The following is a 22,003-nucleotide window of genomic DNA, read 5'->3' as shown; positions in this document are numbered from 1 at the left end:
CCTCACGCTGATTACGATGCGAAACGAACGAGTACGGCATCGGCTTCTACAAACTCGCCTTGCGTTGCACTCACACTTTCAATAGTGCCGGCGCGCGGCGCCTTCAAGGCCAATTCCATCTTCATGGCTTCCATGACCAGCAATTCTTGCCCTTCTTCGACGGTATCGCCCACGCAGGCTTTCACCAAGACGACGCGGCCAGGCATCGGCGCGACGATCTGGTTGCCGCCGCCGCCTTCTTTCGACTGCCACGCAAAAGCGGCGGTGCGCGTAAAGGCATGGCGCTGGCCGTTCGCATCATGCAAGGCAATGCGTTCCTGATCGGCGTGCATGGCAAGGCGAATGCCCCTGCCATCGAAGCGTGCGCTGAGCGCGTCGTTCTGAAGGCGTGCACCATGGACCTCGCACTGTGCCGAACCGTGCAGCAATTGGTAATCCCCGTCGTGGCCATGCGCTTCGACTTCATAGCGCTGCTCGCGCAAGCTGAGTGCGACGATGCGCTTGCCGGCATGCCCGATGCGCCACGCGTCGGCGCGCGACCAGGGTGAATAAGGATCCCTGCTGCGCGCCGCACCGGCGACCACCGCACGTTCGTCGTGAAGCAGTGCAGCAGTGGCGGCAGCGAACAGGACATGGTCAGAGGGTGACGCATCACCAGTTAGAAATTCATCAAGATGACGATCCAGATAGCCGGTGTCGATGCGACCTTCGATGACCACCGGATGACGCGCCAGGCGCTCGAGAAAAGCGACGTTCGATTTCGGCCCGACGATCTCGCATTCCGCCAACGCCTCGCGCAAACGCTGCAAGGCCTGCGTGCGATCGGCGTCATGCACGATCAGCTTGGCGATCATCGGATCATAAAAAATTGTTACGGTGTCGCCTTCGATGACACCGCCATCCAGCCGCACATGGCGCGACGGTGTTGGCAAACGCAACACACGCAACTTGCCCGAGCCGGGCAGGAAGTTCTGATCCGGATCTTCGGCGTACAGGCGTACCTCGATCGCATGTCCATGCGCCTGGATGTCGTCCTGCCGCAACGGCAACGGTTCGCCGGCAGCTACGCGCAATTGCCATTCAACCAGGTCGAGCCCCAGCGTTTCTTCGGTAACCGGGTGTTCCACCTGCAGACGCGTGTTCATCTCCATGAAATAGAACGTGCCATCTTGGCCGACGATGAATTCCACCGTGCCGGCGCCCACGTAGTTCACCGCTTTAGCTGCGGCGACCGCGGCTTCGCCCATCGCCGTGCGGCGCTCGGCGTTGAGGAACGGAGAGGGTGTTTCTTCCAGCACTTTTTGATAACGGCGTTGGGCGGAGCACTCGCGTTCGTTCAAATGGATGACGTTGCCGTGCGTATCACCGAACACCTGGAATTCGATGTGGCGCGGATGGTCCACGTAGCGCTCCAGGATCACGCGCGTATCGCCGAATGAGCTGGCCGCTTCGCGTTGTGCGGAAGCCAGCGCATCGGTGAATTCTTTTTCCGTGCGCACGATGCGCATGCCCTTGCCGCCGCCGCCTGCGGCAGCCTTGATCATCAGCGGGAAGCCAGTCTTGCGCGCGTGTTCGGCGAGAACCTCGGTGTCCTGGTTGTCGCCGTGATAGCCCGGCACCAGCGGCACGCTGTGTTGCTCCATCAACGCTTTGGCGGCTGCCTTGGAACCCATCGCATCAATGCTTTCCGGGCGCGGACCGATGAACGCTACGCCGGCTTCGGTGCACGCACGTGCGAAGGCGGTGTTCTCGGAAAGAAAACCGTAACCGGGATGGATCGCCTGCGCGCCGGTTTTCTTTGCGACGTCCAGAATGGCATCGCCGCGCAAGTACGATTCGGCGGGACGCGGTCCGCCGATCGGCCACGCTTCGTCGGCCAGCCGCACGTGCTGCGCATCCTTGTCCGCTTCTGAATACACCGCGATGGTGTGGATACCCAGCCGGCGGCAGGTGCGGATCACGCGGCAGGCGATCTCGCCGCGGTTGGCAATCAGTACGCGCTCGAACATGCGGGTTCCTTACCTGCTCGCAGAAGCTGCAAAGCCCATAAAGCTAGCAGAATTGCAGGGTTTCGCCGATGCGCGGTGCAGCAAGAGTGAGCTATTCGCCTTCCCAATAATCGGCGGTATCACCCTGCCGCATCACGATACGAATCATTTGCGGCTTGCCTTCCGCATCCGGTCCGAACTCGCCCAAGATGCCGTATTTGTTGGAATCAGGGTATTCGCAAATCTCCGGCGAAAGCTTGCTGCTTACTGCGAGATAACGCATTTCAACCGATCCAGTATTGATGATCTGGTGCGCGCTTTCCGGGCCACCAGGCGGACACGCAACGAAGTCGCCCTGGCGGATCGGGTAGCGTTCCGCGCCAACGCGTATTTCGCCTTCACCTTCCAGGATGAAAAACATTTCTTCGTTTACGCGATGGTTGTGCAGCGGAAACGCGCGCTTGCCGGGCGGCACTGCGGTGATGTTGTAGCCAAGCTTCTCCGCGCCTAGCTGTATGGAAACGCGGCCCATACGAGCATCAAAGCGTTGCGCAGCATCGCCGGTGGCGGCGAAGCCGGGCGGGCGGGGTTGCAGTTCGATATCGGCGATGTTGACGATGCGTTTCATGGCGAGCCTCAGTCGTAATTGACGAGCGGAATGCAGACGCTAGCAGGGGCTTGCTGCCAGCGTGGTGTCAGCCTTAGAGCCTTTTTAATATCTCAGCGTGGTTTGCATAGTCACTGAGTAGTCGTCAGGTGGTCGCGCGTGGCGCAGCGCCAGACTGCTGGTCTGGTCAAGCGGCGCACGGCCGCATGGCGGCTACTCAGTGACTATGCAAGCCGTGGGGAGGTATTAAACAGGCTCTTACTGTGTCCAGGTTGGTGCGCGCTTATCAAGGAAGGCTGCCAAACCTTCTTGGCCCTCCGGCGATACGCGCAGCCGTGCGATCAGTGCGGCGTTTTCGTGGTCGATGCGCTCGGCCGCTGCTTCGGTCAGCCCGTGCATGCCAAAGGCCAGTTGCTTGGCTTCGTGCTGGGCCACAGGGCCGGCCTTGGCGAGTTGCTTGAGCACCGTGTGCACGGTGTCATCCAGATATTCGGCGGAAACCACTTCGTGCAGCAGGCCGATGCGCTCGGCGGTGTCCGCTTCGAAAATTTCGCCGGTAAGAAACAGTCGACGTGCCTGCCGCACACCGATCGCGGCGATCACATACGGCGAGATCACCGCCGGCACCAGGCCCAGCTTCACTTCCGTAAGTCCGAACTTTGCGGTGTCCACGCCGATGGCGATATCGCAGCAAGCAATCAACCCCACCCCACCGCCGTAAGCGGCGCCGTTCACGCGGGCCACGGTGGGTTTGGGCAGGAACTGCAACGTGCGCATCAAAGCGGCCAGGCGCAGCGAGTCTTCGCGATTTTCCGCTTCGCTGGCCTTGGCCATGCCGCGCATCCAGTTGAGGTCCGCGCCAGCGGAAAAACTGGCGCCTACGCCGGTCAGTACCACTGCGCGCACGGCGGGATCGCCGCCGGCGTCCCGCAGGGCGGCAGTAAGTTCGGCGATCAGCCGGTTATCGAAGGCGTTGTGCACTTCCGGGCGGTTCAGACGGAGTTCGCGGATGCCGGCGTGGTCGGCGATCTGGATGGAGGTGGGCATGGGGCCGTCCGTGCGAGGGGGAATTTCCCAAAGCGTAGAGCAAGCCCCTCTCCCGTCGGGAGGGGGGAGCCCCTGTACTGAATGCGAAAAGAGGATACAATGCGAACCATTCTTATTTAGAAGCATAACAACGTGCGCCTGTCCGACTTGCCGAAAGGTGCCTACGCCGTGGTTGAACGAGTCGAAGATGCCCATGCCGATGACCTGATTGCGCAACGTCTGCGCGATCTGGGTTTTGTCGCCGGCGAACAGGTGCGGCTGGTGGCGTGCGGCCCGGTGGGGGCGGATCCGTTGTTGATCCAGATTGGCTCGACGCGTTTCGCGCTGCGCCGTGCTGAGGCCGCTCGAGTCACAGTGCAGGAGGTTGCATGAGCGCGGGCAGTTTGCGTATCGCACTGGTCGGCAATCCCAACTGCGGCAAGACGGCGCTGTTCAATCAGCTCACGGGTGGTCGCCAAAAGGTCGCCAATTACGCTGGCGTCACGGTAGAGCGCAAGGAAGGGCGATTCAGCGCGCCGTCCGGTCGCGTGATGCAGATCCTGGATCTGCCTGGTACGTACAGTTTCGACGCCGCCAGCCCTGATGAGCAGATCACCCGCGATGTATTGGAAGGCAATTACCCCGGTGAAGCGGCGCCTGACCTGATCATCTGTGTTGCCGACGCCACCAATTTGCGTCTGCACCTGCGTTTCGTGCTGGAAGTGAAGCGTCTTGGCCGCCCGGTGGTGCTGGCTTTGAACATGATGGATGCGGCGCGTCATCGCGGCGTCACCATCGACGTACCGGAACTGCAGCGCCGTCTTGGCATTCCCGTGGTGGAAACCATTGCGGTGAAGCGTGGTGGCACGCGCGCGCTGGTTGAACGCGTGGATGGTGATTTGCCGGATGCGCCGCCTGCGTTACCGGACGATCCGGCCAGTCGTGCCAATCTGCACGACGAGGTGCGCGAGCTGATGGCGGCTACAGTAACGATGCCGCGCGCGACGGCGGTGATCGATGATGTGCTGGATCGTTGGGCGCTGCATCCGGTTTTTGGCGTGCTCACGCTTGCCGTGGTGATGTTTCTGGTGTTCCAGGCGGTGTATGCATCCGGCAAGCCGATGAGCGATCTGATTGGTCGCGGCTTCACGTGGCTGGGTGAACATACTGCCGCCGTGTTGCCGCCTGGGCCGCTGCACGACTTGGTAGTGAGCGGCATATTCGGCGGTCTTGGCACCGTGCTTGGCTTTTTGCCGGTCATCCTCGTGCTGTTCTTTTTCATCCTCATGCTGGAGGAGTCGGGCTATCTGCCGCGCGCAGCGTTCCTGCTCGATCGCTTGATGGTGTCGGTGGGTTTGACCGGACGTTCGTTCATTCCTCTGCTGTCGAGCTTTGCATGCGCCATCCCCGGCATCATGGGCACGCGCAGCATCACCGACCCGCGTGATCGCCTGGCGACCATTCTGGTTGCGCCGCTGATGACGTGCTCGGCGCGCCTGCCGGTGTATGCGCTGCTGATCGGTGCATTCATTCCCGAGCGGCGCGTGTTCGGCCTATTCAATCTGCAAGGCGTCGTGCTGTTTGCGCTCTATGTGGCGGGCATCACGGGTGCGATGGCGGTGGGCTGGGTGATCAAGCGCATTCGTCGCGATAAAAGCGAGCACGCTTTGTTGATGGAGCTGCCTTCGTATCGTCTGCCGCGAGCGCGCGACATCGGTATCGGCTTGTGGGAACGCGGCGCCATCTTCCTCAAGCGTTTGACCGGCGTGATCCTGGCGCTGACGGTGCTGATGTGGTTTATCTCCACCTTCCCGGCGCCACCGGAGGGTGCAACGGGGCCGGCGATCAACTACAGCTTCGCTGGTCATCTGGGCCGTTTCCTGCAGCACATCTTTGCCCCACTGGGTTTCAACTGGCAGATCAGCCTGTCGTTGATTCCTGCTTTCGCTGCACGCGAAACGGCTGTAGCCACGCTGGCGACGGTCTACGCCGTGAGTGGTGATGCTCAAAATGGCGGCCTTGCGCATGCGCTTACCGGTAACTTCTCGCTGGCGTCGGCGCTGTCGCTACTGGTGTGGTTTGCGTTTGCGCCGCAGTGCATGTCCACGTTGGCGGTGATTCGCCGCGAAACCAATTCGTGGCGCAATGTGGCGATTTCGTTCGGTTACATGTTTGCCGTGGCATACGCGGCATCGTTCATCACCTATCAGGTGGCGAGGTTGTTCGTGTGAACGCGAGTCTGCTGATTCAGTACGTGGTGATTGGCTTGGCGGTAGTGGCCAGTGCGGTGTATGCCTTTCACAAGATGGCACCACAGCTCACCAATCGCTGGCTGGCGGCAGCGTCGATCCGATACAGCCAGCCGGAACATGCCGCCTGGGTGCGTGCTTTGGGGCGGCGCCTGCAGCCGAAGCAGGCTACCGGCAATTGCAGCGATGGATGCAGTACGTGCGGGGCATGTGGACCGAAACCACCTGTGAGTGCGCGTGGCGAAGCCAGGCCACTGGAATTTCGGCCGCGGCAGCACTGAATGGATTGCCCCTCGCCCCATCGGGGAGAGGGATAGGGTGAGGGGACAATCTCTCATCAAATCAAACGTACAGCCGAATGCTCCATGGCTGTTATTTCGCCTTCTGCGGAATGGATGGCCATGGAGGTATCACTAGGAAAGCACGCAGCGATCAGTACGGATTGCCACCCGAATAATCGTTGTTGATCGTGCTGCTAAGCTGGCCCATCACGTTCGAATCGGTCGTGGTCAAGCCAAGCTCGCGATTCTTGTTCAACGAGTAATACGAGAAGTTCTCCGAGCCGACGAACGCCACAGCATTCGATGTGCCGTAATCGGCAACGATCGCCTTCGCGTGGATATACAGCGAGGTGTTGTCGTTCGGATAGGTGGCGATATTCGCGCCGGCCGACTTTAGTGCATCGAGGTTGTTGTAGTAGCTGCTGTTATCGGTCATCACGATCGTCACGTTCACGCCGTTGGACGCCGCGTTTTTCAGTGCGCTAACGATGCCGCTATCGCTCATTTCTTCGTTTTCCACCAACAGGCTGGTGGTGGCGTTGTTGATGATATTGAGCAGCGAGCTGCGCGAGTTGGTCGGGCTCCACACCAGGTCGTCACCATTCGAGGGCGTCACCGAAGTGTGAGCGAAGTCCTTGTTGAACGTGGCCTCGATCGCGCCGATATCGGTGGCATCGTTTTCAATGACGGCATAGTCGCGGCTGGTGCTGTAGTAGCGGCTGGTCAGGTTCAGCGACATGATGGCCACTTGCGCGTTCGACTTGCCGTAGTCGATCACGATGCTTTTCTGATGCGTGGCCGAGTAGGTGGTCCAGGCCCACTTCACGCTTACGCCGCAGCTGTTGAGCTGGTTGTAGGCCGACGTGTTGTTGCTCTTTTCAAGGTTGATGTCGAGGATGACACGCACCTTGATACCTTTGCCGGCCGCCGTGCACAGCAGATTCTGCGCGGTGGTGTCTTGCAGTTCGTACATCGTCATGTCGATCGTCGACTGAGCGGACGAGATCAAATTGTAGATCGAGTTGAGCCCCTGGTCGGGTTCGATCACCAGCGTCTGCGTGCCCTGCGCAAAGGCGGGCAGCGCAATGCCGAAAGCACAAGCAGCCGCCAGCGCGGCTTTCGTGAAGCTGGAACGTACAAAACAGCTTTTCATGACTTGATCCTTATGTCGAGTTAGGTTGACGCACTCCGTGCGCTAATCCATTGCCGCTCTCCCTCCCTGCGCGGCCATTCGGCTGGCCGGCAATGCCGGTCTTCCCCTTGGACACCGGTGCGTGCACGCACCACAGCCGAAAGCGCGCATCTCAGCGGGCGTGGATGACAGGAATCTTTCTGCAACGTGGCAAACGCAGTGCGCGTTTAAGAGGCGTGCGCCTTCGTCACGAGTGAGTGAATGCTAGAAAGATGAGATCGATCGAAATGTGATGTGTGACTTGCGCGCATCTGACGAATGCAGATGTATGGTCAGTTACGTGCAAGCCTTGGGTGCAGATAGGCGCGATGACGCCAGAGATCTGCGATCGACATCGCAAATGTGGCGAGTGCCAGAATCGGAATGAGCGGAAAGTCTTCCATGCCTTGCGCGCGTGATAGTGCTGCGATGATCCACACGCTGATCCAAATGAACGCAGGTGTCGAAGCGGTGATGCGCGCGAAGAAACTACCGTTGCCGGCGATCCGTCGCCGAAATTTTCGCATGGCGGCAATGAAGCACATCATGACCAGCCATCGCATGTAAGGTGCATTGCCGGTTTCGTACATCGCAAAGCTCAATACGCATAGCAAAGGAATGGCGAGTCTGCGCAGCCATGGCCAGCGGGATGGGGTGGATTCCGGCATGCCTTGCCAGAGATCGAACCACCAGAATCCAGCTATGAGTAGCCACAACACGAGTATGCCCCCACCCAGGATGCCTGCTACGCGCGCTACTTCCGACCAATGCACGCCGTCTGGCGCGGCGCTCATCATTGCAATGACCACCACCGCCAGCATGGTTACGAACGCCCACACGCCAGCACGCAGCGAGTGGAGAATAAAGCGCTCACGAGTCAGCAACGGACCGCCGGTTGCACCGCGGAACCAGAACATGGCGTGCTGCCGGTTTACGGATGCAGGTAATTCGTCAAGGCGACCGTTATTGGACAGCGTACGAACTAGAGCGGCCAGTCCGTGAGCGCGTTTAGATTGCATCGCCGCCAGAGTGACGCGTGCCCAATTCAGAGGGTGCTGCAGCAGTGCTAGATCTTTTCTCACCCGTAGCACTTCGGGGCGACCGTTGTGCATAAGACCTGCGCGGCGCGCCAGTTCGTGATGATTTTCCGGACGCAGTTCCCACAAGGTCCTCTGCCGCGCGCGTAAGGACTGGAGAGCGACCGGGTTGACACCGGACAGCACATGATCCAGATCAAAGAATTTCAGCATTGCGTCCATGCAATGCGCAGCGATAGCTTGTGGTTGCTGGAACAGACGTTGCAGCACCAATTGTGCTGCCTGCTGTTTGATCTGGATGGACCAGAATTCGGGGCGATTTTTTAACCAGCGAGAAAGTTCTTCGCTGTTTTGGGCTTCAATCGCAGCACGAATGATCTCATTCGTCAGGGTGCCGAGATGGACGACAGGTTCTGTTACGTTGGTGGTGTCTGCGTGCGTCGGTAGAGCGAGTTGTACGGGCGGTCGCGAGGTTGGTTCGGCGTGCGTGACGACGGTCGGCGTGGGCATAATCGCCGCAGTGGCTTTCGCGCTGATATGCGCCAGCACAATTTTGTACGCCATATGCAGCCGCTGAAACGCCTCCGGATCGTCATCCGGGCGTGTGATGCGCAACAATCGTGCATAGGCTCGTTTGACGTCGGCAACATCTGCATCCGGCCTAAGCCCGAGCAGTTCGAACGCCCAGTTCAAACCTGCGCTTCCAGCGAGTCCAGCGCATGGCTGAAGTTTTCGCGGTGTTCCAGGATCACTCGCTCGTCTTGTGTTTCCAATATCTGCCGGAAGTGGCTGATCCATTGCTGTAGCACTTGTCGCGCGGAGAGGTGCTCCTCGAACAGACGCTCCGCGCGTGCGAGCAGGGCGATGTTTTCCTGCTTGGCGCGCGGGTGAATCTTCAACTCTGACAAGGCGGCCAGCCGGGCACGAATTTCCTGGTCGCTGAGCAGGCCGGGGTTCTGCTGCAACATCAGCTCATGACGAATGCCGCTGGCTTTGGGTGTGGCCTCTACTTGCAGCACGCCATTGATATCGTAAGTGAAGCGCACGACCACTTCGTTCTTGGCGATGGGCAGGGTCGGATTGAGGGTGATCTCCAGTTCACCCAGCTTGATGTTGTTGTCCACCATCGGGTTTTCGCCCTGGTAGATCTTCAGTGAGAGCTTGGCTTGGCGTTCGGCCAGCGGGTAGTAACTGCTTTCGCGACTGATGGGCACCACGCTGTTGCGTTGGATGATCGGTGAGAACAAACCGTTTTGCACATGCCCTTGCGCATCGCGCTGTCCCACTTCCACGCCCAGCGTGTAAGGGCATACGTCGGTGAGAATCACTTCATCCAGCTTTGCGTTGCGGCTCTTCAGGCCGGAAGCAACGCACGCGCCCAGCGCAATGGCTTCATCAGGATTCACATGGCGCAGAGGCAACTTGCCGAACATGCGCGCGATCAGTCGCGACACCAATGGCATGCGGCTGGCGCCGCCGACCAGCACGATTTCATCGAGTTGATCAGGACGCAGGCGCGCATCGCGCAAAGCGCGTTCCAGCGGCATACGCATGCGTTGCATCAAGGGTTCGGCCAATTGCAAGAAGCGATCCTGGTCGATGCGCCATACGATGTCGTGCTTGCCGATCTGGCCTTCAACGCTTACCTCGGGCTGCTGGCTCAGGCTGCGCTTGACCAGTTCCAGGCGACGGCGCAGCAGGCCGCGCTCCACTGGAGAAAAATCGTCTGCGCGCAGCTTGAGATCGGCCAGACAGGCGGTTTGCAGAACATCGAGAAAATCCTCGCCGCCGAGATAATTGTCACCCGCGCTGGCATGGACTTCGACGACGCCTTCGAACATCTCAAGCACCGATACGTCGAACGTGCCGCCGCCCAGATCGAAGATCAGAAAGCGGCTGCCTTCCTTGCGTTCCTGCAGACCGTAGGCTAGGGCAGCGGCAGTGGGTTCGTTGATCAGCCGTTCCACCTTGATACCGGCCAACTCGCCGGCGGCGCGTGTGGCCTTGCGTTGCGCGTCGGAGAAATAGGCCGGCACGCTGATCACGGCTTCTTGCACTTTCTCGCCCAGCGCGGCTTCGGCATCGGCCAGCAGCGAGCGCAGCACCAACGCGGACAATTCTTCGGGGCGGAAGCTGCGCTTGCCGAGCTGCACCTCGCGTGCAGTGCCCATCCAGCGCTTGAACGCGGCGACGCTGGTGTTCGGATGGCTGATCAGGCGATCGCGGGCAGGGGCGCCGACCAACATGTGTCCTTCATCGTCGACGCTGATGACGGAAGGTGTGAGGTATTCGCCGAGTGCATTGCGGAAGAGTTGCGGCCCCTCTTCGCCGTAGTGGCCAACCAGCGAATGCGTGGTGCCAAGATCGATGCCGACGATCATGCTGTTTCTTTCCCCTGTACTTCCGTGCCGAAATCTTGCCGATGCTTTCTCCCTCTCCCCGCTGGGGAGAGGGAGAAAAAGCCTACATCCGAAACACGCCGTACCGCTGCGGCTCAATCCGCGCATTCAATGATGCCGACACCGCCAGCCCCAGCACACGACGCGTATCGGCCGGGTCGATGATGCCATCGTCCCACAGCCGCGCCGAGGCGTAATAAGGGTGGCCCTGGCGCTCGTATTGGTCGCGGATCGGCGCCTTGAAGGCCTCCTCTTCCTCGCTGCTCCAGGTTTGGCCGGCCGCTTCCATGCCGTCGCGTTTCACCGTGGCCAGCACGCTGGCAGCCTGCTCCCCGCCCATCACGCTGATGCGCGCGTTCGGCCACATCCACAGGAAGCGTGCGCCGTACGAGCGACCACACATGGCGTAGTTACCAGCGCCGAAGCTGCCGCCGATGACCACGGTGAATTTCGGCACGTGCGAGCAGGCGACGGCGGTGACCATCTTTGCGCCATCCTTCGCAATGCCGGCGTTCTCATATTTCTTGCCGACCATGAAGCCGGTGATGTTCTGCAGGAACACCAGTGGCACGTTGCGCTGGTTGCACAGCTCGATGAAATGCGCGCCCTTGAGTGCGGATTCGGAAAACAGGATGCCGTTGTTGGCGATGATGCCGACCGGGTAGCCATAAATATGCGCGAAACCGCAGACCAGCGTCTTGCCGTAACGCGCCTTGAATTCGTGGAACTCCGAACCGTCGACGATACGCGCGATCACCTCGCGGATGTCGAACGGGCGGCGCGTATCTTGCGGTATCACGCCATACAGTTCCTCCGCCGCGTAGCGGGGGTCGACAACCGGGCGCACGGCCAGCGGCATCGGCTTGTTGCGATTGAGGCTGGCTACGATGTCGCGCGCGATCGACAGCGCATGCGTGTCGTTTTCGGCGAAGTGATCCGCCACGCCAGAGGTGGAAGTGTGTACGTCAGCACCGCCAAGGGCTTCCGCATCAACCACCTCACCGGTGGCTGCCTTCACCAGCGGCGGACCGCCGAGAAAGATTGTGCCCTGTTCGCGCACGATGATGGTTTCGTCGCTCATCGCCGGTACGTAGGCGCCACCGGCGGTGCACGAACCCATCACCACTGCGATCTGCGGAATCCCCAAGCCCGACATGCGCGCCTGGTTGTAGAAGATGCGGCCGAAATGTTCCTTGTCCGGAAAAACCTCGTCCTGCATGGGTAGAAACGCGCCGCCGGAATCGACCAGATAGATGCACGGCAGGCGATTCTCCAGCGCAACTTCTTGTGCGCGCAGGTGCTTCTTCACCGTCATCGGGAAATAGGTGCCACCTTTGACGGTGGCATCATTCGCCACAATCACCACTTCGATGCCATGCACGTGGCCGATACCGGTGATGATGCCGGCAGCTGGCGCTGCATCGTCGTACATGCCATACGCGGCAAGCGGCGAGAGTTCCAGAAACGGCGAGCCGGGATCGAGCAGGGCGCGAATGCGTTCGCGTGGCAGCAGCTTGCCGCGGGCGGTGTGCTTTTCGCGCGCCTTGGCACCACCGCCTTCGGCGCTGCGCGCAAGCTGGTGATGCAGGTCATCGACCAGGCTGCGCAGATTTGCGCTGCTGGCTTGGAAATCGGAAGAACGGGGATCGATCTGCGAAGTAAGGACGCTCATGGGGTCGTGCAAAGATCGTCAGGGCAAACCACGGATGATAGCGGGGCATGCCGTTCTTCCGCATGTTGCACGCGACCATAAAAAAACCGGCCGCCAAACGGCGGCCGGTTTCATGGAGCTTCGAACAAGCAGGTATTAGTGCTTGGCCGACGCGTCCTTGGTGGCGTCCTTCGCAGCGGTCGCAGCCGACTTGGCTGCGTCGGCGGCCTTGTCGGCAGCCTGCGAAGCGTCGGCAGCGGCGCTCTTCATCGCATCGCCAGCAGCCGGAGCAGCAGCGGTGGAAGCAGGGGCAGCAGCCGGAGCGGCAGCGGTGGAAGCCGGAGCAGCAGCCGGGGTAGCCGGAGCAGCAGCGGTGGAAGCAGCGGCGGCCTTCTGAGCCTGGTCAGCAGCCTGAGTAGCTGCTTGCTGGGCCTGATCAGCCGACTTCTGTGCGTCCTGCGCGCCTTCCTGTGCGCCGTTGCTGCAAGCCGCCAGCAGCGCGACGAGCGCAGAGGCGAGAAGGGTACGCGTGAACTTCATGATGGATCTCCTTAGCCGTGGAATGCCAATTGGCGGATTATTAATAGCGCTTTCACGTTTACGGCGCTACCGGTTTCTACTAACAACTTTCATGCCGCATTAAACCAGCCAGGGTAGATACCCCGGCTGGCAGCACACGGAACAGGACTTAGTCCAGACGTTCCACGGCAATGGCAGTGGCTTCGCCGCCACCAATGCACAATGCGGCAACGCCACGACGCAAGCCACGGGTTTTCAAGGCATTGAGCAAGGTCACCACGATGCGGGCGCCGCTGGCGCCGATCGGATGGCCAAGTGCGCAGGCGCCACCATTGACGTTGAGCTTGTCGTGCGGAACACCCAGTTCGCGCATCGGCGCCATGGCCACTACGGCAAACGCTTCGTTGACTTCGAACAGGTCAACGTCGCCCACCTTCCAACCAGCCTTGTCGAGCACCTTACTGATTGCACCGACCGGTGCGGTGGTGAACCACTCCGGTTCCTGCGAGTGGGTGGCGTGGGCAGCGATGCGTGCCAGCGGCTTCACCCCGCGCGCCTTGGCGTCATCCGCCGACAACAGAATGAGGGCAGCTGCACCGTCAGAGATGCTCGAAGAGCTGGCTGCGGTGATGGTGCCGTTCTCCTTGCGAAATGCTGGCTTCAGCGAGGGGATCTTGTTGATGTCGGAACGGTTGGGCTGTTCGTCGGTATCGATCTGTACGTCGCCCTTCTTGCCGGCCACGGTCACCGGGACGATCTCGTCGACAAAGGCGCCGGAGGCCTGCGCAGCCTGGGAGCGCTTTACCGACTCGATGGAGAAGGCATCCTGTTCTTCGCGGCTGAAGTGGTACTTGTCAGCGCAGAGCTCGCCGAACACGCCCATCGCCTTACCGTCATACGGATTGGTCAGGCCGTCCCAGGCCATGTGGTCGACCAGCTTGCCGTCACCGTAGCGGAGGCCACCGCGGGCGTTGACCATGTGTGGTGCGTTGGTCATCGACTCCATGCCGCCGGCCACTACCACGCTGGCCGAGCCGGCCTTGATCAGATCGTGCCCCAGCATGATCGCCTTCATGCCCGAACCGCACACCTTGTTAATGGTAGTGCAGCCGGTGGCCGGGGGGAGCCCGGCGTTCAGGGACGCCTGACGGGCAGGAGCCTGGCCGAGGTTGGCCGGTAGCACGCAACCCATGATCACTTCGCTAACGTCCTTGGCGGCGATGCCGGATTGCTCCAGCGCTGCACGGATGGCAGTGGCGCCGAGGGTGGGGGAGGGGACGCCAGTGAACTGGCCTTGAAACGAGCCAATGGCAGTGCGTTTGGCGGCGGCGATGACGATATCCGACATGGGGATCTCCAGGGGAGCTTTTAGGCGCGTCGCGCCGAGGAAGGAATTAGCGAATTATCGCAGCCCGCACTGCTTTGCAGCAAATCGGCGTTTCTTTGAGAAACCATGCATTCTGTCCACTCGCAATCCGGCAGACTTAACTAATAAGCTATTGCGGAATGCCGCTGTTGGGAGTGGCGGCATTACTTCTGGAAGCACATCATTTACAGGGTGAGAGCTATGGCAACTGGGATGCAGGCGTTGCGCCGCCGCGAAATAGCGCTATTGGTCAGTCTCGCAGTGGGTTTGAGTGGTTGCGGGGGAGGGAGCAACAGTGCTGTAAAGGCGTCGATGCCAGCCGGACCGTCGCAGAGCCTCTCGCCCTCACCCACTCCCACTCCCACGCCATCACCTTCACCTTCGCCGTCACCCAGCACGAATGTTCCGACGCCGCCGATCGACGCGCAGCTATCCCTGACCAATACTTATGCGGCACACAAGCAGGGCTATACCGGAACCGGCGTCACCATCGGCGTGGTGGACAGCGGCATCATGCGCTCCAATCCGGCTATTGCAGGACGCGTGTCGCAAGAGCTGATCTACGTCGATCCCACGCAGAACAACACCAAAGTTGATGACGTGGTCGGACACGGCACATGGGTGTCCGAGGTTGCGGCCGGCACATCGTTCGCGCAGTTTTCAGGTGGTATCGCGCCGGGCGCGAGCCTGGTTTCCGCCCGCATCATTTCAGACAGCGCGCCGGACGATAACGGTTCTGCGCCACCTTCTCAGGTAACGACCAGTGACGCGACGTTCTTTCAGCAGGTCAATCAGGATCTGATCAGCGCTGGCGTAAAGGTGATGAACAATTCCTGGGGCGGGATTACCTGGGATACCACCAACGCCACGCTAAACAGCGCATTCGACGCAGCCTACACGCCGTTCGTGAATAACGGCGGCCTCGTGGTATTCGCAGCAGGCAATGATTCAACAGCAAACCCGAGCACGATCGCTTCGCTGCCAACCATCGCAAATGACGCCAACCTGCAGAAGGGCTGGCTGGTAGCCGTGGCGTTGAACAGCAACAATCCCACGCAACTCGAAAGCTATTCGAACAAGTGCGGCATTGCGATGAATTATTGCCTCGCAGCGCCGGGTGATGTGATCGTGCTGGACAAGAACACTACGTCCACCACCACCAATCCCACTTACTACATCGTGGAAGGCACGTCATTCGCTGCACCGATCGTTTCCGGCGCGGCGGCGCTGGTGTGGCAGGCGTATCCGTATTTCAGCAATGACCTGGTGCGGCAGACGTTGCTGGGCACGGCCACGCCGCTTGGTGGTTCGCAACCCAACCCCACGTACGGTTACGGTGCGTTGAACGTAGGAGCGGCAGTGAATGGGCCGCAGCAGTTCAATTGGGGGGATGTCACGGTCGGCTTCAGCGGCTCGTCGAGCTGGAACAATCCGATAACGGGCAAGGGCGGTTTGATCATGCAGGGGCCGGGTACGCTCAACCTTACTCAGCCTTCTACATACACAGGCAATACCACAATCAACGGCGGAACCTTGAATGCGGTTTCGCTCACATCTGCCAACACTACGGTCAATAGCGGTGCGTTGAACGCCGGTTCGATAGCGTCGACCAATACGTTAGTGAACGGTGGCACTTTGAATGCCAACGCGGTGGCATCGAGCACCAGCATTGCTTCCGGGGGAACCCTGGCGATTACAGGAAATTCCACCACCACCTCGACTCCATTAATCACTGGCAATGTAACGAGTCAAGGCACGCTGGTGGTGGGTACCAGCAGCAACCTCACGATGACAGGTAACTATTCTCAGGCGGGTGGCAAGCTTGCCGTATCGTTGGGTTCTTCTCTGCAAGTGACTGGTGCAGCCACGCTCACTAATGGCGCTGCTTTGTACGTCTACGGTGCCAATCAAGGCTATGTCGCCAGTTCCCAAACCATCGTGTTATCGGCGACCAATGGTCTGACCGGCACGTTCTCTGGCTTTTCTACGCCATCGACGGTCACGCTGCACGCCACGTTGGGTTACGACGCTAACGATGCTTGGCTCAACGTGACGCAGGTCAACCTCACGCAAGCTTCGGGTGCGCCGTATTCTTCCGCCACGTATGCGGGAGCTGTGCGTACGCAGAGCGCATTCAATACGATCACCAGCGTGATCCAAAGCGGTTCGAACTCGCAGCCTTTGCCGGCCAGTTTCGTCGGCAGTGCCGCAAGCATCCAGCAATCGCAAACCACCGCCGAGCTGCAAAAATCGTTGAGCAGCCTCTCCGGCCAGATGTACGCCACCAGCGCCGCGATGACCTTCGAAGCCATCGACGCCGACACGCGTGCGCTGTCCGATCGTTTCGACAGCCTGCTCGATAATCCGCAAGCGTTCGAACGCAGCGGCAAGTTCCAGAATTGGTCGCAGAACCTGGGCTACCAGGGCAGCTTCTCACGCAGCGGTTACGACAACCTCGGCTTCCAGCTCAACGGCAGCATGGTTGGCGGTGATCGCATGCTTGGCAATGGCGCAGTGTTGGGCTATGCCATCAGCCACAGCCAAGGGCTTGGCAATCTGCAGCAGAGCGCCGACCAGGGCTACAGTCGCGCGCTGGAAGGCATGGTTTATGGCGGCATCGTGCACGGTAACTGGTACACGATGGGGCGCTTCGGCGTTGGCAGCGACTGGCAGAACACGCGCCGCGAACTGTTGCTGGGCACCCAATACGCAGGGGTGGGGAGCTTCAGCAATGGCCGCTATCAGGTGGCTTATAGCGAAAGCGGTTACCGCTTCAACGCGGGCAAATGGAAATTCACGCCGTACGCCGATCTGGAATACGCCAATGTCGAACGCGATGGGTTCAATGAACTGGGCGGCGCCGGCTTTGGCTTGAGTTCCAGTTCGCAGAACGTCCAGCGCTGGCAAGCGGGCATCGGTTTGCGTGGTTCGCGCCAGTGGCAAATGCCGGATGGCAGTAGCCTCAGCCTGCAAGCCCGGTACCAGTGGCAGGATGCCATCGCCATACGCGGCGTGATGCCGTCAGCCAGTTTCACAGCCTTGCAGCAGTTCATGCCGATCAACGGCATCGGCTTGTCGCGTTACGGCAGCATCGCTGGCGTGTCGTTGAACTGGCGTTTCTCGGCGCGCTCGCAATTGTCGCTCGGTGCTGATCAATACAACGCACAGCGCGAGCACGCGACGATGGGTACGCTCAATTACAACTTGCGTTTCTGAGGCTCATCCCGCTAAAAACTTAGGTATCCCTCACGGTCGTCATTCCTGCGAAAGCAGGAATCCATCTTGCTCTGATGCATCCTTGAAAATGGATTCCCGCGTTCGCGGGAATGACGGCCGAGAGGGTAAGCGGGTGATTCGGCGAGTATCACTCCCGCCCGTGAAACAACTCACGCCCGATCAACATGCGACGAATTTCATTCGTCCCCGCGCCGATCTCATACAGCTTCGCATCGCGCAGCAAACGTCCGGTGGGATATTCGTTGATGTAGCCGTTGCCGCCAAGCGTCTGGATCGCTTCCAGCGCCACCTGCACGGCATTCTCCGAGGCATTGAGCAGACAGGCGGCAGGATCGATGCGTGACTTCACGCCGGCATCGAATTCCTTCGCCACCATGTAGGCAAAGCCACGCGAACTTTGCAGCTTGGTATACATGTCGGCGATCTTGGCCTGCATCACGCCGAAGGTGCCGATCGGCGCGTTGAACTGCTTGCGCTCACGCACATAGGGCAGGGCGACATCCACCGCAGCTTGCATCAGCCCGATCGGACCGCCGGAGAGCACCAGGCGCTCGGTATCCAGCCCGCTCATCAGCACGCGCACGCCTTCGTTCACTTCACCGACGATGTTTTCGGCGGGAATCTCGCAATTCTCGAACACCAACTCGCAGGTGTTGGAACCACGCATGCCGAGTTTGTCCAGCTTCTGCGCCGTGCTGAAACCCTTCATACCCTTTTCGACGATGAATGCGGTCATGCAACGACTGCCCACGTTGCGCGGCGCGGTGCGCATATACACCAGCAGCACACTTGCGTCGGGGCCGTTGGTGATCCACATCTTCGAACCGTTGGCGACCCACACATCGCCGTGCTGCTCGGCATGGCAGGTCATCGAGCCCACCACGTCCGAGCCCGCGCCTGGTTCGCTCATCGCCAGTGCGCCTACATATTCACCGGTGCACAACTTGGGGATGTACTTGCGGCGTTGCGCTTCGTTGCCATTGTGGAAAATGTTCTGCACGCAGAGATTGGAATGCGCGCCATAAGAGAGGCCCACCGAACCCGATGCGCGCGAGATTTCTTCCATCGCGACCAAGTGAGCCAGGAAACCCATGCCGCTGCCGCCGTATTCCTCCGGCACGGTGATGCCAAGCAATCCCAGGTCACCCATCTTGCGCCACAGATCATTCGGAAACACGTTGTCGTGATCGATGTGGCTGGCGCGCGGCGCGATCTCCTTTTCGGCGAAGGCGGAAACGCTTTCGCGCAGCAGGTCGATCTCTTCACCGAGCGGGAACGGACGCATGACGAACTCCTGGGAGATGGGTTGGAGATGTGAGGAATTGTAGCGCAGGGGATTTCGAAGGCGCTGATGCGCTGCATCAGCGTACCCGCGCTGCCGGTTCTCTTCACTATATTCACTACACCTCAAGGCCGTCATTCCCGCGAAAGCGGGAATCCATTTTAAGGATGCATCAAAGCAAGATGGATTCCCGCTTTCGCGGGAATGACGGCCGTTAGGAATCCCACAAGAAGGGCAAGCTGGCTTACTGCTGCACTTTCACCAACGTGCCCTTCATGATCACACCCGACATCAAAAAGCCCACGTGGCATTCGTACTTCTCACCGTCGCGATATTCATCGCCGTAATCGCTGACGATATCGACCACCGCGTTAGCGCCCGCCGTTTTTGCCTCGTTTTGAAGGGCGATCAACGCCGATTGCAGCGCCCAATCGCACGTGGGTTGATCCGCTTTGCCGAAGGCGTTGGTCTTGCGGTTGACGCTGACATCGCTCTTGATCATCGCCACCTGGCCCTGCGGATCATTCCCGTGGAGATAAAACTTCACTGTGCCGTCCAACTTGCCGGACTTGGTCGCTTCGGCCACAGCATTTGCAAACGGGTAATGCTTGATCGCGTCCTTGGCCACTGCCACGGTTGAAACGGCCACCGACAACGCAACGACAGCGAGTGCGCTTGCTTTCATATCCCTATCCCCCCTTGTTGATGGTTTGTTGGATCGTGCAAATAATCGCTTTTCCTCAACAGAGTCCGCCGTTCACAGCAAGCACCTGGCGCGTGATGTAGCTGGCTTCGGCGCTCATCAGGAATTGCACCGCGGCGGCCACTTCATCGGCCGTGCCGGCGCGCTGCATCGGAATCACTTTGAGAATCTCGTCCAGTGGCACGTCGTCGCTGGTCATGTCGGTGTCGATCAAACCGGGTGCCACGCAATTGACGGTGATCTTGCGCTTGGCTAACTCCACCGCCAGCGCCTTGGCTGCGCCGATCACGCCGGCTTTGGACGCGCTGTAGTTCACTTGCCCGCGATTGCCGATCAACCCCGAGACCGAAGTGATGCACACGATGCGTCCGGCTTGGCGGCGGCGGATCATCGGCATGATGATTGGATGCAGCACGTTGTAGAAACCATCCAGGTTCGTACGAAGCACCTGATCCCAGTCGTCGTCGGTCAGCGCAGGAAAGGCACCGTCGCGCGTTAGTCCGGCATTGCAGACCACGCCGTAGTAGGCGCGATGCGCTTCGACATCTTCCTCGAGCGCGGCAGCACAGGCAGCACGATTGGCGACGTCGAATTGCAGAATGCGCGCGCTGCGTCCAAGTGCCTGGATTGCAGCGCCAACGTGTTCGGCTTCATCGCGACGGCTACGGCAATGCAGAACGATGTCGTAACCGGCCTGCGCAAGCTTCAATGCAATAGCGCGTCCGATGCCGCGGCTGGAGCCCGTAACCAGAACTGTTTCAGCCATGCGGTATCTCCTCGGTGATTTGCTTGAAAAACGCGTCCGCATCAGACGGGCTGTAGACGTTCAGGCGTGCCTCGGCGTGAATGCCAGGACCTTCGATACAGCAGTGGAAGACACCCATGCCTTGCTCATCATGGAAAGCACGTTCCGCCCCGATGCGCAGGCGAACGCCGGCAGGAAACGCATCGACGTTGCATGCGTAGTGCCGCGTACCAAGTAGAAATCCAAGCCGCACGGGGCGTTGTTCCGCACGCGCGTGGCAACCAGCCCAAGCGGCAATGGCCTGCGCCATCAATTCAACACCCACCCACGAAGGCAAGCTGCCATCGGCGTCCGTGAACATGCCGCCCGGCTGAATCGTGCGTACACACGTGATGCACTCGGCCTCGAACGCCTCGATGCTGTCGAGCAAGATCATCTCGCCAGCGTGCGGCACCACCTCTTCGATCGGCCACAGCGTCACGCTGGGTCTCCCAGTATCAGCGACGCATTGTTGCCGCCAAAAGCAAAGGAATTGCTCATCAGATAGCGCCGCCCGCCAGCCGGCAGATGACTGCCGATGTCGATCAGGTTCAAGGCAGGCAGTGACGGATCGGTTTCGTGATCCCAGATATGCGGAGGCAGACGGCGCTCCGGGCGTGCATCGGTCAGACTCAGCCAACAGAAGGCTGCTTCCAGCGCACCTGCTGCTGCAAGCGTATGGCCGGTCAGCGACTTCGTGGACGAACACGGCATATCGCTACCAAACATCGCTGCCACCGCCTGGCTTTCCATGCTGTCGTTGTGCTCCGTCGCGGTACCGTGCAAATTGATGTAGTCGATCTGCGTAGCATCGAGGCCGGCATGAAACAGCGCGTTGTGCATTGCCTTGCGCGCGCCGGTGCCTTCAGGATCGGGCGAAGACATGTGATAGGCGTCGGAACTGGCGCCGCCGCCGAGCAACTGCACAGGGCCGGGTTCACGCGTCATCAGAAACAGCGCTGCCGCTTCACCGATATTGATGCCGCGACGATGCTTCGAGAAGGGATCGCACCGCTGAAGATCGACGGCTTCCAGTGCATGAAACCCGTTGATCGCCAAGCGGCACAACGTATCCACACCACCGCACAGCACAGCATCGCACAACCCGATGCGAAGCAGACGCTGTGCACTCATCAATGCACGTGCCCCCGAAGTGCAGGCCGTGGAAATGCTGTAACAAGGGCCGGACAACCCCAGCCATTCGGCGAGAAGTTCAGCCGGTGCGCCGAGTTCCTGATGTGAGTAGTGATAATCAGCCGGCCAAGCGCCATTGCGTCGATAAGCACCGACACCCTGCGTAGCTTCCTCGATGCCGGTGGTGCTGGTGCCGAGCACGATGCCGATGCGTGCGTGTCCGTAACGCGCGATCGCCCAGCGAATATCGGATTCGATTTCCAGTGCCGCGGCAAGCAGCAGGCGATTGTTGCGGTTGTCGCGGTGATGCAATGTGTCGGGTATCGACGGCAATGTCGCTTGCACACTGCCGAGCGGCGGCTCGTGATTCGGAATCCAGCCTTGCTCGGGGCGGATGCCGCTGTCGTTGCCGGCGAACAATGCCTCGGCGACGGCGGCTTTGGTTGCGCCGAGATTGCAGAGGATGCCGAGGGCGTTGAGGTAGCTGTTCATCCGAAAAGCCTCTGCACACGAACTCCCTCTCCCCTCCGGGGAGAGGGTTGGGGTGAGGGGGCAAGGCTTGCTTGAAA

At 60.2% G+C, this 22,003-nt stretch carries 18 protein-coding genes; 4 read left to right on the top strand and 14 right to left on the bottom strand.

Features of this window, described 5'->3' with window-relative positions; translation table 11 throughout:
* Positions 1-11: 11 nt before the first annotated feature.
* The 3 genes from QQJ86_RS17240 to QQJ86_RS17230 all read right to left on the bottom strand — a co-directional run bounded on the left by QQJ86_RS17240 (position 12) and on the right by QQJ86_RS17230 (position 3,642).
* Complete coding sequence (locus QQJ86_RS17240; protein WP_284322207.1) at positions 12-2,009, bottom strand: acetyl/propionyl/methylcrotonyl-CoA carboxylase subunit alpha; 1,998 nt, start codon at positions 2,007-2,009, stop codon at positions 12-14.
* Between the two features lie 91 nt (positions 2,010-2,100).
* Positions 2,101-2,616: a cupin domain-containing protein gene (locus tag QQJ86_RS17235; RefSeq protein ID WP_284322206.1), complete on the bottom strand. Its 516-nt coding sequence runs from the start codon at positions 2,614-2,616 to the stop codon at positions 2,101-2,103.
* A gap of 237 nt (positions 2,617-2,853) precedes the next feature.
* Positions 2,854-3,642, bottom strand: a complete 789-nt coding sequence (locus QQJ86_RS17230; protein ID WP_284322205.1) for an enoyl-CoA hydratase-related protein — start codon at positions 3,640-3,642, stop codon at positions 2,854-2,856.
* Between the two features lie 132 nt (positions 3,643-3,774).
* On the opposite strand from QQJ86_RS17230, the gene QQJ86_RS17225 reads away from it, so the two are divergent.
* Genes QQJ86_RS17225 through QQJ86_RS17215 form a run of 3 tightly spaced genes read left to right on the top strand, consistent with a single transcriptional unit; the run spans position 3,775 to position 6,151 of the window.
* Positions 3,775-4,014 carry a FeoA family protein gene (locus tag QQJ86_RS17225; RefSeq protein ID WP_284322204.1) on the top strand — a complete coding sequence of 80 codons (240 nt, stop codon included), beginning with the start codon at positions 3,775-3,777 and terminating at the stop codon, positions 4,012-4,014.
* On the top strand, positions 4,011-5,852 hold the full coding sequence (gene feoB / locus QQJ86_RS17220) for a ferrous iron transporter B (protein WP_284322203.1): 1,842 nt from the start codon (positions 4,011-4,013) through the stop codon (positions 5,850-5,852). The genes QQJ86_RS17225 and feoB overlap by 4 nt, the downstream gene beginning before the upstream one ends.
* Positions 5,849-6,151 (top strand): DUF6587 family protein, encoded by a 303-nt coding sequence (locus QQJ86_RS17215; protein ID WP_284322202.1) that lies wholly within the window; start codon positions 5,849-5,851, stop codon positions 6,149-6,151. Before feoB ends, QQJ86_RS17215 begins: the two co-directional genes overlap by 4 nt.
* A gap of 151 nt (positions 6,152-6,302) precedes the next feature.
* Here QQJ86_RS17215 and QQJ86_RS17210 read toward each other — a convergent pair whose 3' ends face one another.
* The 6 genes from QQJ86_RS17210 to QQJ86_RS17185 form a co-directional block, all read right to left on the bottom strand.
* The gene (locus QQJ86_RS17210) at positions 6,303-7,304 is read right to left on the bottom strand and encodes a phospholipase D-like domain-containing protein (protein ID WP_284322201.1); all 1,002 of its coding nucleotides are present in this window, start codon (positions 7,302-7,304) and stop codon (positions 6,303-6,305) included.
* A gap of 311 nt (positions 7,305-7,615) precedes the next feature.
* The gene (locus tag QQJ86_RS17205) at positions 7,616-9,052 is read right to left on the bottom strand and encodes a J domain-containing protein (RefSeq protein ID WP_284322200.1); all 1,437 of its coding nucleotides are present in this window, start codon (positions 9,050-9,052) and stop codon (positions 7,616-7,618) included.
* Positions 9,049-10,740, bottom strand: coding sequence for a molecular chaperone HscC (locus QQJ86_RS17200; protein WP_284322199.1), 1,692 nt, complete (start codon positions 10,738-10,740; stop codon positions 9,049-9,051). The genes QQJ86_RS17205 and QQJ86_RS17200 overlap by 4 nt, the downstream gene beginning before the upstream one ends.
* Before the next feature lie 82 nt (positions 10,741-10,822).
* On the bottom strand, positions 10,823-12,430 hold the full coding sequence (locus QQJ86_RS17195) for a carboxyl transferase domain-containing protein (protein WP_284322198.1): 1,608 nt from the start codon (positions 12,428-12,430) through the stop codon (positions 10,823-10,825).
* Positions 12,431-12,565: 135 nt separating this feature from the next.
* Positions 12,566-12,949 (bottom strand): hypothetical protein, encoded by a 384-nt coding sequence (locus QQJ86_RS17190; RefSeq protein ID WP_284322197.1) that lies wholly within the window; start codon positions 12,947-12,949, stop codon positions 12,566-12,568.
* 148 nt (positions 12,950-13,097) lie between these two features.
* Positions 13,098-14,276, bottom strand: coding sequence for a thiolase family protein (locus QQJ86_RS17185; RefSeq protein ID WP_284322196.1), 1,179 nt, complete (start codon positions 14,274-14,276; stop codon positions 13,098-13,100).
* Positions 14,277-14,495: 219 nt separating this feature from the next.
* Here QQJ86_RS17185 and QQJ86_RS17180 point away from each other — a divergent pair, with 219 nt between their 5' ends.
* Positions 14,496-17,510, top strand: coding sequence for a S8 family serine peptidase (locus QQJ86_RS17180; RefSeq protein WP_284322195.1), 3,015 nt, complete (start codon positions 14,496-14,498; stop codon positions 17,508-17,510).
* A 148-nt stretch (positions 17,511-17,658) separates the two neighbouring features.
* Here QQJ86_RS17180 and QQJ86_RS17175 read toward each other — a convergent pair whose 3' ends face one another.
* The 5 genes from QQJ86_RS17175 to QQJ86_RS17155 form a co-directional block, all read right to left on the bottom strand.
* The gene (locus QQJ86_RS17175; RefSeq protein ID WP_284322194.1) at positions 17,659-18,816 is read right to left on the bottom strand and encodes an isovaleryl-CoA dehydrogenase; all 1,158 of its coding nucleotides are present in this window, start codon (positions 18,814-18,816) and stop codon (positions 17,659-17,661) included.
* 241 nt (positions 18,817-19,057) lie between these two features.
* Positions 19,058-19,498 (bottom strand): excinuclease, encoded by a 441-nt coding sequence (locus QQJ86_RS17170; protein ID WP_284322193.1) that lies wholly within the window; start codon positions 19,496-19,498, stop codon positions 19,058-19,060.
* A 55-nt stretch (positions 19,499-19,553) separates the two neighbouring features.
* The gene (fabG, locus tag QQJ86_RS17165; protein WP_284322192.1) at positions 19,554-20,282 is read right to left on the bottom strand and encodes a 3-oxoacyl-ACP reductase FabG; all 729 of its coding nucleotides are present in this window, start codon (positions 20,280-20,282) and stop codon (positions 19,554-19,556) included.
* Positions 20,275-20,742 carry a hotdog family protein gene (locus tag QQJ86_RS17160; protein WP_284322191.1) on the bottom strand — a complete coding sequence of 156 codons (468 nt, stop codon included), beginning with the start codon at positions 20,740-20,742 and terminating at the stop codon, positions 20,275-20,277. The genes fabG and QQJ86_RS17160 overlap by 8 nt, the downstream gene beginning before the upstream one ends.
* Complete coding sequence (locus QQJ86_RS17155; protein WP_284322190.1) at positions 20,739-21,926, bottom strand: beta-ketoacyl-[acyl-carrier-protein] synthase family protein; 1,188 nt, start codon at positions 21,924-21,926, stop codon at positions 20,739-20,741. Before QQJ86_RS17155 ends, QQJ86_RS17160 begins: the two co-directional genes overlap by 4 nt.
* Positions 21,927-22,003: the final 77 nt, after the last annotated feature.

It is taken from the genome of Dyella acidisoli (assembly GCF_030160295.1).
In the GTDB taxonomy this organism is placed as follows: Bacteria; Pseudomonadota; Gammaproteobacteria; order Xanthomonadales; family Rhodanobacteraceae; genus Dyella_B; species Dyella_B acidisoli.
Note: the sequence above shows the minus strand (reverse complement) of the source record. Positions and strands in the feature narration are given on the sequence as shown.

Coding starts and splice junctions, on each gene's coding strand:
- QQJ86_RS17240 (WP_284322207.1), bottom strand. CDS start 2,009: ATGTTCGAGCGCGTACTGATTGCCAACCGCGGCGAGATCGCCTGCCGC.
- QQJ86_RS17235 (WP_284322206.1), bottom strand. CDS start 2,616: ATGAAACGCATCGTCAACATCGCCGATATCGAACTGCAACCCCGCCCG.
- QQJ86_RS17230 (WP_284322205.1), bottom strand. CDS start 3,642: ATGCCCACCTCCATCCAGATCGCCGACCACGCCGGCATCCGCGAACTC.
- feoB (WP_284322203.1), top strand. CDS start 4,011: ATGAGCGCGGGCAGTTTGCGTATCGCACTGGTCGGCAATCCCAACTGC.
- QQJ86_RS17210 (WP_284322201.1), bottom strand. CDS start 7,304: ATGAAAAGCTGTTTTGTACGTTCCAGCTTCACGAAAGCCGCGCTGGCG.
- QQJ86_RS17200 (WP_284322199.1), bottom strand. CDS start 10,740: ATGATCGTCGGCATCGATCTTGGCACCACGCATTCGCTGGTTGGCCAC.
- QQJ86_RS17195 (WP_284322198.1), bottom strand. CDS start 12,430: ATGAGCGTCCTTACTTCGCAGATCGATCCCCGTTCTTCCGATTTCCAA.
- QQJ86_RS17190 (WP_284322197.1), bottom strand. CDS start 12,949: ATGAAGTTCACGCGTACCCTTCTCGCCTCTGCGCTCGTCGCGCTGCTG.
- QQJ86_RS17185 (WP_284322196.1), bottom strand. CDS start 14,276: ATGTCGGATATCGTCATCGCCGCCGCCAAACGCACTGCCATTGGCTCG.
- QQJ86_RS17180 (WP_284322195.1), top strand. CDS start 14,496: ATGGCAACTGGGATGCAGGCGTTGCGCCGCCGCGAAATAGCGCTATTG.
- QQJ86_RS17175 (WP_284322194.1), bottom strand. CDS start 18,816: ATGCGTCCGTTCCCGCTCGGTGAAGAGATCGACCTGCTGCGCGAAAGC.
- QQJ86_RS17170 (WP_284322193.1), bottom strand. CDS start 19,498: ATGAAAGCAAGCGCACTCGCTGTCGTTGCGTTGTCGGTGGCCGTTTCA.
- fabG (WP_284322192.1), bottom strand. CDS start 20,282: ATGGCTGAAACAGTTCTGGTTACGGGCTCCAGCCGCGGCATCGGACGC.
- QQJ86_RS17155 (WP_284322190.1), bottom strand. CDS start 21,926: ATGAACAGCTACCTCAACGCCCTCGGCATCCTCTGCAATCTCGGCGCA.